Genomic DNA, 15,132 nt, shown 5'->3' with positions numbered 1-15,132 from the left:
CCCGCCTCACCCGGGCCGCTTTGCCTTACGGCGCCTCGGACCCTGTTTCCGGTCGGCGGCGGGTGCCGCCATGCGTGTGTCGCTGTGCTTCGGCCGGCGAGGTACTGCCGTAGTGTCCGCCACAGGCGATGTTCGCCCGTCACCTGGGCTGTCGACGCCCGGGGCTCCAGCCTTCCTGGATGCGTGCTGGTCCAGGAAGGCACGGCAGATGGCACCGGAGGTCGCATAGCCACGCGGCGGCTTCAGCCCCTTCTGCCGCGCCAGGCTGTCGGCGAAGCGCTTCATGGCCGGGGTCGGCGGCCGGTCTGCCCCGCGGTCCGGGACCGCCCTGCTCAGCGCGGCCGCGTCGACGGAGGCCGCACCGTCCTGCAGCCGGCCGATGATGCGGCTGGCCTGGGCGCAGACGGCATCGATGGCACCCACCATCTCCTGCTGCCCCACCAGCACCTCGTCCAGCAGCCGCTCCATCTGCGCTGTCACCCCGGGGTCGACCAGGGCCGGGTCCGCCCTCTCCAGCACCGCGTGGAGCGAAAGGCCGCGCTCCGTGGGGACGATGTTCTTGCCCTCCGTGGCGAGGAAATCCTGCGCCTTGAGGCCGCGGATGATCTCGGCACGGGTGGCCGGCGTGCCGATGCCCTTGGCCTCCTTCAGGCGGTCCCGCAGCGCCTCGTCCTCGACGAAGCGCCAGGCGTTCTGCATGGCCTCGATCAGCGTGCCTTCGTTGTAGCGCGGCGGCGGACGGGTTTCCTTGTCCTCGACCTTGGCATCGCGCAGCAGCGCCGTCTCGCCATGCCGGAGCGGGGGCAGCATCTGCGCCTCCTCGCCCCGCTCTTCCGCCGGCTGCCAGTCGGGAAAGGCGGCCCGCCAGCCGAGCTCGATCGGCTGGCGGCCGGCGGCGCGGAAGGCGTGGGGGCCGACATCCAGGGTGACGGTCGTCTGCCGGTAGCGGAAATCGGGCATCATCGCCGCCAGGTAGGCGCGGGCGATGACGTCGAACAGCCTGCGCTCATCGGTGCTCAGGCGTGGCCAGACCTCGCGCAGCGTATCGACCGTGTTGACGTTGGGGATGACCGCATGGTGGCTGGCTCCGGCCAGGCCCCGGTCGTGGAAGGGACCGCTCGCGCCACGGCGGATGACCGGCGGCTGCGGCACCGGGATGGCGCCGAAGGCCCGCCCGACCTGGAGCCCGGCCACGATCCGCGGCACGTCTGCGATCAGGTTCTCCGGCAGGTAGCGGGTCTCGGCCCGCGGATAGGTGATGACCTTCTTGCCCTGCCCGTCATAAAGCTCCTGCGCCACCTCCAGCGTCCGCGCCGCCGACCAGCCGAAGCGCGAGCCGCAAAGCTTCTGCAACGAGGGCAGGTCATGCAGGCGGGGTGGGCCCTGGCGCTTGTCCTCGACCTTCACCGCGAGCGGGCCGGTGAAGCCCTCGGCGGCGGCGGCAATCGCCTCGGCCTCCTCGCGCTTCAGGATTCGCTCCTTCGGTGCATGCCGCATCTGCAGCGCCCCGGCTTCGGCCCGGGCCGTGGCGACCACCTCGAAATAGGCCTGCGGCACGAAATTGCGGATCTCGAGCTCGCGCCGGCAGACGATGGCGAGGGTCGGCGTCTTGACCCGGCCGACGCCGATGACGGCCCGGGCACCGCCCGCCAGGGTCACGGTGGCGGTGCGGGTGAGCGAAAGGTTGTAGATCTGGTCAGCCTGGCGCCGGGCAACCGCGGCCGCGTAGAGCCGGGCGAAATCGGCATTGGGCTTCGCCCTGGCGAAGGCGGTGCGGATGGTCTCCGGGTCCTGGGCGGTGAAGATCACCCGCATGACGGTGCCGCGATAGCCGTAATGCTCCAGGATCTCCTGGCCGATGAGCTGGCCCTCGCGGTCGCAGTCCGTGGCCAGCCAGACCTGCCTCGCCTGGCGCAGGGCGTCGCGGATCGCCTTGAGCTTCGCGGCCTTGTTGCCGCCGGTGGCAGGCTTGGTGCCGTACAGGCCGCTGGGCCGGAGCAGGATCGGCCGCCAGCGCTTCCACTCCGGCACCACCTCCTCGGGCTCGAGGAGGTTGAAGAGATGCCCCTCGGCGGGGAGAATCATCCCGTAGCGGCCACCGACCGCAGCGCGGACATCCTTCGCCTGGCTGGTCTTCTCGGTGATGACGATCTGGTCGGCCATGCTCACCCTTTCGGGCGTTCATTATCCGTTCCAGATGCCGGGCGCCACCACCTTCATCGCCCGCGGCTATGCCGCAGAGCCGCCTAGTTGCCCCCCGTAGATCACGGAACGCCCCCCTGGCCGGTCGAGGGCGAAACGGGCGATGGCCCCGGCGATCTTCCGGCCGCCCTGGACGGAGGGCTCGATGGCGTTGGCGAAGTCCGCCGCCTCGTCGCAAACGAGCCGCAGGTCGATCAGCGGCAGGCCGCGCCGGAAAGCCTCGCGCGTGATGGCATCGTTGAACAGGACGAGCCCGGCGACCGCCAGCTGCTGCCGCTGCGGATCGGCGAAGCGGGGATCGTAGACGGTGCAGACCGCGGTGGGGAGCCGGCGGGCCAGCACCGCATCGAGCATCGCGCGGTAATCCTGGCGGAAGCGGTCCACCACGGCGGCCAGCCGGACCAGTCCCTCGCCCACGCTTCGGGCCTCCTGGCCGAGGATGGCTTCCTGCCGCAGGGCGTCGTTGCCGCCGGCACTGACGACGAGATGGCTGGCCCCCTGCGGCACCCGCCCGAGCTGGCGGACGACGTCGCCCGCCACTGCGCCACCCACCGCAGCCAGGCTGCCTCGCCAGCCAGCGGGCAACCGGTTCCGGAGATGCGCGACCACATCCGGCCCACCTGCCACGTAGCCCTTGTTGTCGAAGATCGAGTCGCCGAGCAGCACGACATGTCCCGCATCGCCGCCCTGGCCAGCCGCCTCGCCGGTGGCGAGCACCGTCAGGCCGGCGCCGACCGCCGACCGGCGGCCGGTCAACGGCGCCTTCACGGTCAGGCCTCCTTGCCGGGCATCGTACCGGCGGCGTCCATCGCCAGCAGCCCGGCGGCCAGCCTGGCGAAGCAGCGCGCGGCACGCAGGCGCACCGCCGCTTGGCCATCCACCCCCTCCGGCAGCGTGCAGCCGGCCAGGGTGATGGCCGTGCCGATCAGCCGCGCTTCCAGCGCCGCGGTGATGTCCTCGGCCACGGCCTCCCGCCCGAAGCGCCGGTCGATCTCCTCCCCAGCCCGGTCGATCTCCGTTTCCACCTGCTCGTCCCGGGCGGCGATGCCGAGGATCTCGCCGGGCGGGTCCGGCTCCTCCCCGCTGCGGATGGCCATGAGGCCCATGGCGGCGATCAGGGTGTGGATCGGCCCGCCATCCCCGCCACGCGAGGCGAAGGCGCCGAAGGCAACGGCAAGGGCCGCCTCGCCCAGCACCTCGCGCATCTCGTCATCCATGGCGGTGATCGCCGGGGATGGTTCGCCGGCGCCGTCCTCCGCTACGGCATCCCCACCGGGCATGCTGGGGACGCCGCCTTGCGCGAAGGCGTGGGAAAGCGTGGCGAGCGCATCGAACAGCCGCTGTTCCGAAATGGTCCGCATGAAATCTTCGCAGTTGCGTTGGAGGTCGAGAGAGAACCTGCGGCACCGGCTTCGGTTGCCACCCGAGGAACGGCAGCCGGCCCGCCTCGGCCATTCACGTGCCGCAACCCGCGAGGCAGGCGTCAGGCCATGGCGTCGCTGCTGCGGTCACCGCAGCCCGCCCGGCGTGGATCTGGCGGGCCGGCAGGGCAAGCTCGGCCACCGGCCCTGCCCGGGCCTCATCACGCCTGCAGCACGCGTCCCCGGGTTTCGGGCAGGACGCAGATGCTGATGAACACCAGCGCATAGGCCGAGGCGGTGAACAGGCCGATCGCCGTGGCGAGCGGCATGTCCGCGCTAAGGACGCCCACCAGTGTCGGAAAGGTGGCGCCGACGGCGCGGCCGAAATTATAGGCGAACCCCATCCCGGAGCCGCGAACCCGCGTCGGGAAGAGTTCGGTGAAGTAGGCGCCCAGTCCGCTATAGGTGCCCGAGGCGAAGAAGCCCAAGGGGAAGCCGAGCACCAGCATCATGCCGTTGCTGACCGGGATCATCGTATAGGCCAGCACCGTGATGATGGAGCACACCGAGAACAGGGCGAAGCAGCGCCGTCGCCCGATGGCGTCGGTCAGGTAGGCTCCTGCGACGTAGCCCAACCAGGCGGCGACGATCACCACTGCCAGGTAGCCGCCCGAATTCAGTACCGTCAGGCCCCGAACCGTGCGCAGGAAAGTCGGGAGCCAGGTCATCACCGCGTAGTAGCCACCCTGGACACCGATCGCGAGGAGGGCGGCGAAGAGCGTGGTGCGCAGCAGGGCCGGCGAGAAGATTTCCGCGAAGCGCCCGGTATCGCCGGTCCTACGCTCGGCCTCAAGCAGGCTGCTCTCCGGCACGTAGCGGCGGAGGTAGAAGATGAAGAGCGCCGGCAGCAGGCCGATGAAGAACAGGATGCGCCAGGCAATGCTCTCCGGCAGCAGGGCATAAGTCGCGGTATAGATCAGCGCGGAGGCCGCCCAGCCGACCGCCCAGGCGCTCTGGACGAAGCCCAGCGCCTTGCCGCGGTGCTGCGGCTGGACCATCTCACCCAGTAACGCCGCACCCACCGCCCATTCGGCGCCGAAGCCGAGGCCCTGCAAGCCGCGCACCACCAGCAGCTGCTCGAAGGAGTTGGTCAGCCCGCTCAGGCCGGTGAAGAACGAGAACCAGAGGATGGTGATCTGCAGCGTCCGGACCCGGCCGTAGCGATCCGACAGGATGCCGCCGATCCATCCACCGGCCGCGGAGACGAGGAGAGCGGTGGTGGCGATGATGCCCGCATCGGCCCGGGTCATCGACCAGGCTGCGATCAGCGTCGGGATGACGAAGCTGTAGAGCAGGATGTCCATGCCATCGAGCGCGAAGCCGCCGAAGGAAGCCCAGAAGGTCCGCCGCTCCGGCACGCTCAGCTGGCCGTACCAGTTGAGGTTCTGCCCGCTCGCCAAAGGCGCGCCGCCGCTGTCCTTGGTTGCCTGTGACATCTTGGCTTTCCTCCTGTCCGCCGGTGGTCCCGGACGCATTGTTGTGCCTAAGCCGCCCCCGCCTTGCGCTGCAGGGCGCGCCATACCTTTTCCGGTGTCGCGGGCATGTCGATCTCGGGGACCGCGCCGGCCCGGGCGAGGGCATCGGCGACGGCATTCATGACCGCGGCAAGGGAGCCGCTGACGCCTGACTCCCCCGCGCCCTTGACGCCCAGGGGATTGCTGCGGGCCGGCACCTCCACCAGGCCGACCGCCAGGTCGGGCACATCGGTGGCACGGGGAACCGCGTAGTCCATGAAGGAGGCGGAGAGCAGCTGTCCCTCCGGGTCATAGACGATGTGTTCCATCAGGGCCTGGCCGAGGCCCTGCGCCACGCCGCCCTGGACCTGGCCATGTACGATCATCGGATTGATGGCGACGCCGACATCATCGACCGCCGTGTACCGGGCTACCCGGATCGTGCCGGTCATCGGGTCGATCTCGACCTCGCAGACATGGCAGCCATTCGGAAAGTTCAGCTCCTCCGTGTCGAAATCGCCGGTGGAGTCGAGGCTGGCCGGCATCCCCTCGGGCAAGCCCCCCTCCATGCGGAGGCGGCGTGCAAGATCCAGCAGTGCGATGCCGCGGTCGGTACCGGCGATGCGGAATTCCCCATCCCCGAATTCGAGGTCCGCCTCGGCGACCTCGAGCAGATGGGCGGCAGCCCGCCTGCCCTTCTCGATGACGGTGTCGCAAGCGAGGGAGATGGCCGAACCCGCCATCAGCATCGAGCGGGAGGCGATCGAGGCCAGGCCGCGCGGCACGTCGCGGCTATCGCCCTGTTGCAGCCGCACCGCCTCTTCCGGCACGCCGAGCCGGTGGGCGACCAGTTGGGCGAAGCTCGTCTCATGGCCCTGGCCACTCGATTGGGTGGCGACCACCATGTCGATGCCGTCCGCCTCGTTGAAGCGGATGTCGGCGCTTTCGTAGAGCAGGCCGCCGACGCATTCGAGGAAGCTGCAAAGCCCGCGGCCACGGATCAGCCCGGCCGCTGCCGAGGCGCGTTCCCGGGCGGCGAAGCCCTCCCAGTCCGCCAGCTCCAGGGCGCGGTCGAGCACGCGGGCGAAGTCGCCGCTGTCGTACAGCCGCCCCGAGGGCGACCGGTAGGGCATCGCCTCGGTCGGGATGAGGTTCTGCCGGCGCAGCGCTATCGGGTCCCTCCCCGTCTCGCGCGCCGCCTGGTCGACCAGCCGCTCCATGACATAGGCCGCCGCCTCCCGCCCGGCGCCGCGATAGGGGCCGGTGGAGGCGGTGTTGCTGAGGACGAGCTTCACCGTCACGTCGATGGCCGGCGTCCGGTAGACCAGCGGCAGCCCATTGGTGGTGTTGCGGATGATGACGAACGGGCCATGCACCGAATAGTAGGCGCCCATCGCGTTCAGGACTTCGAGCCGCACGGCGAGAAACCCGCCCTCGGCGTCCAGCGCCAGGGCGGCGTCGAGCACGGAATCCCGCGCATGGTTGTCGGAAAGGAGATGCTCGGTGCGGGTGCCGCGCCACTTCACCGGCCGGCCCAGCATCCGGGCCGCATGGAGGATGGCGATGTCCTCGGGATAGGGCTGTTCCTTCACCCCGAAGGCGCCGCCCACGTCATGGGTGAAGACGAGCATGCGCTCGCGTGGCGCCCGGAGAGTGTGCTCGCACAGCACCCGCAGCATGTACTGCACGCCCTGGGAGGCGGCGATCAGCTGCCAGCTCTCGCTGGCCTCCTCATAGGAGGCGATGCAGGTCCGCGGCTCGATCGGGTTGGCGACGACCCGGTTGTTGACCAGCCGCAGACGGGTGACATGCGCCGCGCGGGAGAAGGCGGCGTCGCTTGCCGCCTGGTCGCCGCCGCGCCAGGTGAGACCGACGTTGTCCGGCGCCTCGTCCCAGACGGCCGGAGCGCCCGGCTCGACGGCCGCGGCGGTACCGGCGACAGCAGGGAGGGCGTCGATATCGAGCCCGACGAGTTCCGCCGCGTCCTGCGCCTCGGCAAGGGTTTCGGCCACCACCAGCACCACCGGCTCGCCGACATGGCGCACCCGGCCGGCGGCCAGCACCGGGCGTGGCGCGTCGATCTGAGTGGCCAGCGGGAATTTCGGCATCGGCAGGTAGGGGATCGGGCCGATGCCCGCCGCTTCCAGATCGGCCGCGACGTAGAGGCCAAGGACGCCCGGCGCCGAACGGGCGGCATCGAGCTCCATGCCGCGGATCCTGCCATGAGCATGGGGGCTGCGGACAAAGGTGGCAAAGGCCTGGCCGGGCAGGTCGATGTCGTCGGCGTAGCGCCCGCCGCCGGTCAGGAAGCGGCGGTCCTCGCGCCGACGGGTGGGCCTGGCAATGCTCATCGCTGCCTACTCCAGAGTGATGCCCGCCCGGCGCCCCATGGCGGCGCCGGGGCCGCCCGGATCGCAGCCGGTTGCCTGGAGACGCCGCACACCCGCATGAGCCGGGACATGCCGGATGGCGGCATCGGCCTCCGTCAAGCGCCGGCCAAGGCTCCGCGCTGCTCCAGTACATGCTCGGCCGCCTCCAGGCGGGTGCCGGTCCAAACATCCGGCGCCGCCTTGACCCGCCGCATGATCTCGTCGAACACCCAGGCGCCGGCCGGGCGACCATAGACGTGGGTATGGATCGTCACGTCGAGCATGACCGGCTTGGTTTCACGCTCGCGCATGGCGGCGAATGCATCCTCGAACTGCTCCAGCATGGCGCGGGCGTTGTTGCCGTAGCGGATGGCGCTGGGCAGGTCGTTGACGTCCATGATCAGCGGGATGCGGACGATGTCGCGGCCACCCTTGGTCGTTTCCAGATAAGGCAGGTCGTCGTCGTTGCAGTCGCCGTCGTGGAGGTAGCCCGCCTCGGCGAGAAGGTCGGTATGGCCCGGGCTGCCGGTGCCGCGCGGGCTGATCCACCCCCGCGGTGCCGCGCCGGTGAGATCGGCGATGAGGCCGGTGGTGCGGCGGATGTTCTCCCGTTGCCCAGCCTCGTCCAGATACACGGGGATCACGTCCATGCCGTAGGAATGGGCGACGATCTCATGGCCGGCCCGATGGATGGCGCGCACGGTCTCCGGCCATTTCTCGGCCAGGACGCCGTTCGTCATGACGCTGGTGCGGATGCCGTTGCGGGCCGCGATCTCGAGCGCGCGCCAGATCCCACGGCTGGGGCCGTAGAGCCCCCAGGAGGCGGCATTGGCATCGAAGAAGCCGGGCTTCAGCGGGTTTCCCATCGGGCCGATGCCAGGCACCTGCCCTTCCGACCAGCCCTCATAGGCGATGTTGAACACGATGCCGACGCGGCGATCGCCCGGGAAGCGGAAGCTGTCGGCGGCACGGCGGATGCTGGTCATCTGGTGATTCCCTGGTTCAGGCCGCGGCGGGCGCATCGGCGACGGGATTGGAGAGCAGGCCGATGCCTTCGATCTCGATCTCGCAGGTGTCGCCGGGCTGCATGAAGACCGGCGGCTTGCGCGGGTAGCCGACGCCCGCCGGCGTACCGGTGATGATCACGTCGCCGGGCTCCAGCGTCATCACCTCGGAAAGGATCGCGACGGTGCGGGCAACGCCGAAGATCATGTCTCGGGTGTTGCCGTCCTGGAGCGTCCGGCCGTTGAGGCGGGTCGTGATCCGCAGGCCGTGCGCGCCCTCGGGCAGTTCGTCGGGGGTGACAATCTCGGGACCGAAGGCGCCTGTCGCGTCGAAATTCTTGCCCATGGTCCATTGCGTCGACTTGCGCTGGTAGTCGCGCAGCGAGCCGTCGTTGAAGCAGGAATAGCCGGCGACATGGCCAAGCGCCTCGGCCTCGTGGACCCGAAGGGCCGGCTTGCCAATGACGATGGCGAGCTCCGCCTCGTAGTCGAGCTTCTCCGAGGCTGCCGGGCGGAGGATCGCCTGCCCTGGCCCTACCAGGGACGTCGCCGCACGGAGGAACACCGCCGGGTAGTCCGGGATCGGGTTGCCGCCTTCCTTGGCATGATCGACATAGTTCAGGCCGATGCAGATGACCTTCCCGGGCCGCAGGACCGGCTGGAGGAAGGTGACCTCTGCAAGGGGGATGGAAGGCCCGGTCGCAGCGCGGGCAGCACCGTCGAGATCCTGCAGCACCGCGGTCTCGGTCGCGGGCGCGATGGGCCGGACGCGGTCGCCCTCCCGAATCCCGAACTGGGCCGCAGCGGAACCGTGGCGGAATGTGACAAGGCGCATGGACGTTTCCAGCTTGGTTAGCGGCAGTTTTGTCGATAAAGAACTTAGACGCAACCCCTTCGGCGGCAAAATGGCAATACCGGACCGAAACCTCGTTGAAGTGGCGGAGACCGATCCGGCCCCTACCCTGGCGCGGCAGGTGATGGAGCAACTGCGGCGGGACATCCTGAAGGGCCTGCACCCACCGGGCAGCCGCCTCCGCATCGAGGGCCTGCGGGAGCGGTATGGCACCGGCGCCTCGCCTATCCGGGAAGCGCTCAGCCAGCTCGCCGCCGAAGGGCTGGTGCTGCGGGTGGACCAGCGAGGCTTCCGGGTCGCCCCGGCCGATACGGAGATCCTGCGGGACCTGATCGAAACCCGGTGCCTGGTCGAAGCCGCAGCGCTCAGGGCTTCCATCGCGCGGGGCGATGCCGCGTGGGAGGAACGGGTCCTCGTCTCGCATCACCGGCTGGCGCGGACGCCGCGATCGGCCGAGCCGGACCGCTTCATCCCCAACCCCGACTGGGAAGCCTGCCATCGCGCCTTCCACTTGGCGCTGCTCGGCGGGTGCGGCGCCCAGGCGCTATTGGCCTTCTGCGCCGATCTGCAGGATCGCGCCCTGCGGTTTCGCAACCTGTCGAACCAGGTCGCCTGGCCGCAGCGCGACGTCGCTGCGGAGCACAAGGCGATATGCGAGGCCGCGATCGGCCGGCGAAGCGAGGAGGCTTGCATGCTTCTCGACTCGCATTACCGGCGCACGGGGCATTTCCTTGGGGCGGCGGCTCCGTAGCGGGCGCCCCGTGCGCCGGCGTCCCGCTGCCGTGGCGTCCCTGGCAGCAGCCTTGCCGTCAGGCGGCGCGGGCGAGGAAGCGGGCCGAGCGTAAAGCCTGGCATCCCGCTGGATGGATGCGGCAGACTGTGCCCGGGCGTCCTGGGCCGGCGGTGACGCCTCCGGCCGGCAGCCCCGGCGATGTTGGAGGATCGGCAGCCATGGCGAAGGATCGCAGCCACCATACCAGCATCGGCAACCACCGGCTGGCCCCTGAAACGCTGATGCTGGGCTACGGCTACGACCCCGGCTTATCCGAAGGTGCGGTCAAGCCGCCCGTCTTCCTGACCTCCACCTTCGTCTTCCGTTCGGCCGAAGAGGGACGTGACTACTTCGACGTGGTGGCGGGCCGGAAGGAGGTGCCCGAGGGCGGGGCCGGGCTGGTGTATTCCCGCTTCAACCATCCCAACAGCGAGATCGTCGAGGATCGTCTGGCGATCTACGAGGATGGCGAGGCGGCACTCGTCTTCGGGTCGGGCATGGCGGCCATCGCCACGACGATCCTGACCTATGCCAGGCCGGGCGATGCCGTCCTGCACAGCCAACCGCTCTATGGCGGGACGGAAACCTTGCTCGCCCGCACCCTGACCGAATTCGGCATCGCCGCGGAGGGCTTTCCCGACGGGTTGAGTGCCGTGGCCATCGGCGAGGCCGCCCGGCGCGCCGAGGCGCGGGGGCGCGTGAGCGTCATCCTGGTCGAGACCCCGTCCAATCCGCTGAACAGCCTGGTCGACCTCGCCCTGGTCAATGCCGAGGCCGACCGCATCGCCACGAACCAGGGCCACCGGCCGATCGTGGTCTGCGACAACACCATGCTCGGCCCGGTGTTCCAGCAGCCGCTCCGGCACGGCATCGACATCGTGGTCTACTCGCTGACCAAGTATGTCGGCGGGCACAGCGACCTCATCGCCGGCGCGGCCATCGGCAGCAAGGCCCGGCTGCGCCCGGTCCGCCTCCTGCGCGGCGCGATCGGCACCCAGCTCGACCCGCATTCCTGCTGGATGCTGGGACGATCGCTGGAGACGCTCTCGCTGCGGATGCGGGCAGCCGCCACGAATGCGGAGGCGATCGCCAGCTTCCTCGCCGACCATCCCAAGGTGGCGGCCGTGCACGCGCTCGGCGGGCCAGCCACGGATGGTCCGGCGCGGCGCGTCTATGACCGCCAATGCAGCGGCCCGGGCTCGACCTTCAGCATCGAGATCAAGGGGGGCGAAGCCGAGGCGTTCCGGACGCTCAATGCGCTGCGCGTCTTCAAGCTGGCCGTGAGCCTGGGCGGCACCGAGTCCCTGGCCAGCCACCCCGCCTCGACCACCCATTCGGGAGTTCCGGCCGAGCTCCGGGCCCGCATAGGCGTCAGCGACGGCCTCATCCGCCTCAGCATCGGCATCGAGCGCGTGGACGACCTGATCGCCGACCTGGCGCAGGCCCTGGCGCAGCTGGACGGCGACCCGCGGAAGGCTTGACCGACCGGGTGGCATTGTCCGGCGGGATGCGGTCCGGCAAATGCACCGGCGGAGTGCCGAAGCGGGCACGGCACGATGCCCCCGCCCTTGGGGCGATTCCGATCAGCTGGCGTCACCCGGCCGGAGCTTGCCCGGCGAACAACAAGCCGGAGCAGATGCGTGAGCCAGTGCGAATGGACGCCGCACCCGATGCCAAGGGATATCGCCGACCGTCAGAGGTTCATCAGGCTGGCATTCACCCGGCCGCCGCGGTGTTCGTGCTGACCGAGCGCTCCGCCATCAGCATGTCCAGGCGGTAGAGGCCGTCTTACAGCGTGAGGATGGGCGGACGAGGCTTTCCGTGGCGACGACGGCCAGCGCGAAGCCGCACAAGGTGGCCGACCCCGTCGCCGAGCAGCGCAGGGTTACGACGCAGCAGCGCCCGGCATCGCCTCCAGCCCCCCCAACAGCATCCCGCAGAACTGCTCGGCGATAGCGCTTGCCGGCAGCGGCCCCTTCGGGTCGTACCATTTGGGCATCCAGTTCAGCGCACCGAGCACCAGGCGCCCCGCCATGCCGGTATCCGCGATCCGGAAGGCGCCGCTCCGGACTCCCTCCTCCAGGATGCCGCGCAGCAACGCCTCGTGCCGGTCGCGCCACTCGATCCGCTGGCGCCGCTGCCGCGCCTGCGGGTCGGTCCAGAACACGGTGGAGGACACGATAAAGGCCCAACGGTATTCCTCGAAGAAGCGCGCGCTCTCCGTCATGAAGGCACGCAGCTTCTCGGCCGGGTCCGCCTCCGGCCGGATCGCCCCCAGCACGCGCTGGTGCAGCGACCGGGTGATGCCCATCACCAGCGGCCGCAGGATCGCATCCTTGTCCGGGAAATGGTGGTAGAGCGTCGCCTTCGAGATCCCGCATTCCTGCGCGATGTCGCGCACCGAGACGCCGTCGAAGCCGCGGGTGGCGAAGAGCCGGCAGGCCTCGGTCAGGATCTGCAGCATCCGCTCCGTCGGCGGCCCGGCGGGCCCATCCAGCTCCAGGATATCGGCGAGGTTCTTCATGCGTCTCCCGGTGGCCCATCCCGCGTCAGGATGACGCCATCCAGCGCGAAGCCGCCTCTCTCCTGCACCAGGAAGGGGTTCACGTCGATGCTGGCGATCTCCGGCCGCGCCGCGGCCAGCCCTGCGACCGCCACCAGCGCCGCCTCCAGCGCCACGCGGTCCAGCGCAGGACCGCCGCGCCAGCCCGCCAGCAGCCGCGCCCCGCGCACCCGGTCCACCAGCCGGGCCGCCCGCGCCGGGGAGAGCGGCGCCGAGGCGAAGGCGACATCGGCAAACAGTTCCACCGCGACGCCGCCCAGGCCGAACATCACCATCGGCCCGAAGACCGGATCGCGCAGCGTGCCGATGATCGTCTCTACCCCGCCGCGCAGCATGGGCGCGATCAGCACGCCCTCGATCCGCGCCTCCGGCCGTGCCGCGCGGGCGCGCCGCAGCAGCTCGGCGAAGGCGCCCTCTACCGCCGCGGCATCGGCGAGGCCGAGCATCACTCCGCCCACCTCGGTCTTGTGCGGGATGTCCTCCGACAGGATCTTCGCCACCACCGGGAAGCCGATCGCTTCGGCCGCCCGCACGGCGTCCTCGGCCGTCGCGCAAGTCCGCTCGGGCGGCACCGGGAGGCCCGCCGCGGCCAGCACCGCCTTCGCCGCCGCCTCATGCCCGCCGAGCGCCGGCAAAGCCGGCAGGGCGGGCACCGGCGGCAGCGCCTCCGCCTCCACGCGCAGCCGCCGCAGCCGCTCGGCGCCGGCAACCGCGCGCACCGCCCGGGTCGGATCCTCGAAGACGGGGATGCCCTCCGCCTCCAGCCGCAGCCGCACCTCCTCCACATGCGTCATCACCGCGACGACGAGGCGGTCGGGGAAGTTGCGCCGCAGCGCGACCAGCGAGCGTTCCAGCGGCGGGAAGCGCGGCACGTTGCGGCCGATATGCGCGAGGTAGAAAAGGACGGAGCCCAGCTCCGCCCCGCGCATCATCGCCTGGCTGATACCCTCGAAGACATGCATCCGGCCGCCGAGCTGCGCGGTGGTGTCGATCGGGTTGCGTCCGCCGGCGACGGGCTGGATGGCGCGGATCTCCGCCAGCACCTCGGGCGACATGGCCGGCACTGACAGCCCCGCTTCGATGCAGGCATCGGCCATCAGCACGCCGATGCCGCCCGAGACGCTGAGGATGCCGACCCCTGGGCCCGGCGGCAGCGGCGCGAGGGAGCAGACATAGGCGATGTCCAGCATCTCTTCGATCGAGGCCACGCGCAGCGCGCCGCATTCGCGGAACACCGCATCGACGATCCGGTCCTCGCCGGCAAGCGAGCCGGTATGCGTCGCTGCCGCCGCCGCGCCTACCTCGGTGCTGCCGACCTTCATGACGATCACCGGCTTGCCCACCGCCGCGGCCTTAAGCAGCGCGCGGCGCAACCCGTCCCCGTCGCGGCACCCTTCGAGCGAGGCGCAGATCACCCGCGTGCCGGGATCATCGGCCAGGTAGTCGATCGCCGCCGCCACATCGATATCGGCTTCGTTGCCCGTGGCGATGGCGCGGCTGATGCCGATGCCGCGGAAGCCCGCGACGGCGTAGATATGGGAGCCATAGGCGCCGCTCTGCGTCGCCACTCCGACCGTCCCCGGCCCCGGCCGCGCGGTTGCGAGCAGGCTGGAGAAGGTGCCGAAGAACCCGTCCGGCGGGCTGATGCTGCCGAGGCAATTCGGCCCGGTGAAGCGGATGCCGTGCCGTCGCGCTGTCTCGGCCAGCTGCGCCTGCATGGCAATGCCCTCGCCGCCCTCCTCGGCGAAGCCGGAGGAGAGCACCTGCACATGGCGGATGCCCTTCGCGGCGCAGTCCTCCAAAGCCCGCTCCACCATCGGTGCGGGCAGCAGGATCAGCGCGCTGTCCGGCACCTCGGGCAGTTCGGCGACGCTGGCCCAGGCGGGCAGGCCCTGCACCTCAGGCGCGCTGCGGTTGATCGGGTAGATTCGCCCCCCGTAGCCCAGCTCCTTCAGGTGCAGCAGCGTCCGGCCGCCGAGCTTGTCGGGGTCGCCCGAGGCGCCGATGACGGCGACCGAGCGAGGCCGGAACATCCGCTCCAGCGGGTGCATGGCGTCGCTCATGCCGCCCTCCGCGAGGCGTCCAGCAGCCGCTGCGCGTGGAAGGCCCGGTCGCCGAATTCGAATTCCGCCATCATGATCCGCCGCGCCAGGCGGATGGCCGGCAGGGCCTCGGTCATGCCCATGCCGCCATGGCACTGGATGGCGGATTGCGCGATGAAGCGCCCGGCCTCGCCCAGCCGCAGCTTGGCGAAGGCGATGTCGCGCCAGGGCATCCCATCCCCCGCGCCGGCCGCGCGCAGCGCCTGGAGGACAAGGCCGCGCAGGTTCTCGTACTCGACATACATCTCCGCCACCCGGTGCCGCAGCGCCTGGTGCGAGGCGAGCGGCACACCGAACTGCACGCGGTTCAGCAGGTAGTCGATCGTCTGCTCCAGCAGCGCCCCGGCGGCCGAGACCGCTTCCACGCAGGTCAGCAGCGCGCCGAGGTCGCG

Annotated in this window: 13 protein-coding genes; 3 read left to right on the top strand and 10 right to left on the bottom strand. The window is 70.5% G+C overall.

Annotated features, from left to right (window positions below; translation table 11 throughout):
* Positions 1 to 6: 6 nt before the first annotated feature.
* From LH62_RS18210 to LH62_RS18180, 7 genes are all read right to left on the bottom strand, one after another.
* The gene (locus LH62_RS18210) at positions 7 to 2,163 is read right to left on the bottom strand and encodes a type IA DNA topoisomerase (RefSeq protein ID WP_082012646.1); all 2,157 of its coding nucleotides are present in this window, start codon (positions 2,161 to 2,163) and stop codon (positions 7 to 9) included.
* Positions 2,164 to 2,229: 66 nt separating this feature from the next.
* The gene (locus tag LH62_RS18205; RefSeq protein WP_201445536.1) at positions 2,230 to 2,970 is read right to left on the bottom strand and encodes an SGNH/GDSL hydrolase family protein; all 741 of its coding nucleotides are present in this window, start codon (positions 2,968 to 2,970) and stop codon (positions 2,230 to 2,232) included.
* A gap of 2 nt (positions 2,971 to 2,972) precedes the next feature.
* Positions 2,973 to 3,563: a hypothetical protein gene (locus LH62_RS18200; RefSeq protein ID WP_043363501.1), complete on the bottom strand. Its 591-nt coding sequence runs from the start codon at positions 3,561 to 3,563 to the stop codon at positions 2,973 to 2,975.
* A 221-nt stretch (positions 3,564 to 3,784) separates the two neighbouring features.
* Positions 3,785 to 5,059 carry an MFS transporter gene (locus LH62_RS18195; protein ID WP_043363499.1) on the bottom strand — a complete coding sequence of 425 codons (1,275 nt, stop codon included), beginning with the start codon at positions 5,057 to 5,059 and terminating at the stop codon, positions 3,785 to 3,787.
* A gap of 47 nt (positions 5,060 to 5,106) precedes the next feature.
* Complete coding sequence (locus tag LH62_RS18190; RefSeq protein WP_043363497.1) at positions 5,107 to 7,428, bottom strand: xanthine dehydrogenase family protein molybdopterin-binding subunit; 2,322 nt, start codon at positions 7,426 to 7,428, stop codon at positions 5,107 to 5,109.
* Between the two features lie 134 nt (positions 7,429 to 7,562).
* Positions 7,563 to 8,432 carry a polysaccharide deacetylase family protein gene (locus LH62_RS18185; protein ID WP_043363496.1) on the bottom strand — a complete coding sequence of 290 codons (870 nt, stop codon included), beginning with the start codon at positions 8,430 to 8,432 and terminating at the stop codon, positions 7,563 to 7,565.
* A gap of 16 nt (positions 8,433 to 8,448) precedes the next feature.
* Positions 8,449 to 9,285 carry a fumarylacetoacetate hydrolase family protein gene (locus LH62_RS18180; RefSeq protein ID WP_043363495.1) on the bottom strand — a complete coding sequence of 279 codons (837 nt, stop codon included), beginning with the start codon at positions 9,283 to 9,285 and terminating at the stop codon, positions 8,449 to 8,451.
* Positions 9,286 to 9,355: 70 nt separating this feature from the next.
* Between LH62_RS18180 and LH62_RS18175 the strand changes: the two genes are divergently transcribed.
* The 3 genes from LH62_RS18175 (at position 9,356) to LH62_RS30400 (ending at position 11,855) form a co-directional block, all read left to right on the top strand.
* Entirely contained in the window at positions 9,356 to 10,054 is a 699-nt protein-coding gene (locus tag LH62_RS18175) for a GntR family transcriptional regulator (RefSeq protein WP_043363494.1), read from the top strand.
* 200 nt (positions 10,055 to 10,254) lie between these two features.
* Positions 10,255 to 11,556, top strand: a complete 1,302-nt coding sequence (locus tag LH62_RS18170; RefSeq protein WP_043363493.1) for a cystathionine gamma-synthase family protein — start codon at positions 10,255 to 10,257, stop codon at positions 11,554 to 11,556.
* Positions 11,553 to 11,855, top strand: coding sequence for a hypothetical protein (locus tag LH62_RS30400; RefSeq protein WP_144404527.1), 303 nt, complete (start codon positions 11,553 to 11,555; stop codon positions 11,853 to 11,855). The genes LH62_RS18170 and LH62_RS30400 overlap by 4 nt, the downstream gene beginning before the upstream one ends.
* Positions 11,856 to 11,960: 105 nt before the next feature.
* On the opposite strand, the gene LH62_RS18165 is transcribed toward LH62_RS30400, so the two are convergent.
* The 3 genes from LH62_RS18165 to LH62_RS31565 all read right to left on the bottom strand — a co-directional run.
* Positions 11,961 to 12,599 carry a TetR/AcrR family transcriptional regulator gene (locus LH62_RS18165; RefSeq protein WP_052214654.1) on the bottom strand — a complete coding sequence of 213 codons (639 nt, stop codon included), beginning with the start codon at positions 12,597 to 12,599 and terminating at the stop codon, positions 11,961 to 11,963.
* Positions 12,596 to 14,701 (bottom strand): acetate--CoA ligase family protein, encoded by a 2,106-nt coding sequence (locus LH62_RS30395; protein WP_236552574.1) that lies wholly within the window; start codon positions 14,699 to 14,701, stop codon positions 12,596 to 12,598. Before LH62_RS30395 ends, LH62_RS18165 begins: the two co-directional genes overlap by 4 nt.
* Positions 14,698 to 15,132: acyl-CoA dehydrogenase family protein (locus LH62_RS31565; protein WP_255360001.1), on the bottom strand; the 435-nt coding region annotated here is incomplete at its 5' end. The genes LH62_RS30395 and LH62_RS31565, both read right to left, overlap by 4 nt.

The sequence above is a fragment of the Belnapia sp. F-4-1 genome, assembly GCF_000802185.1.
Taxonomy (GTDB): domain Bacteria; phylum Pseudomonadota; class Alphaproteobacteria; order Acetobacterales; family Acetobacteraceae; genus Belnapia.
The sequence above is the reverse complement of the archived record's forward strand: the minus strand, read 5'-3'. Positions and strand labels throughout refer to the sequence as shown.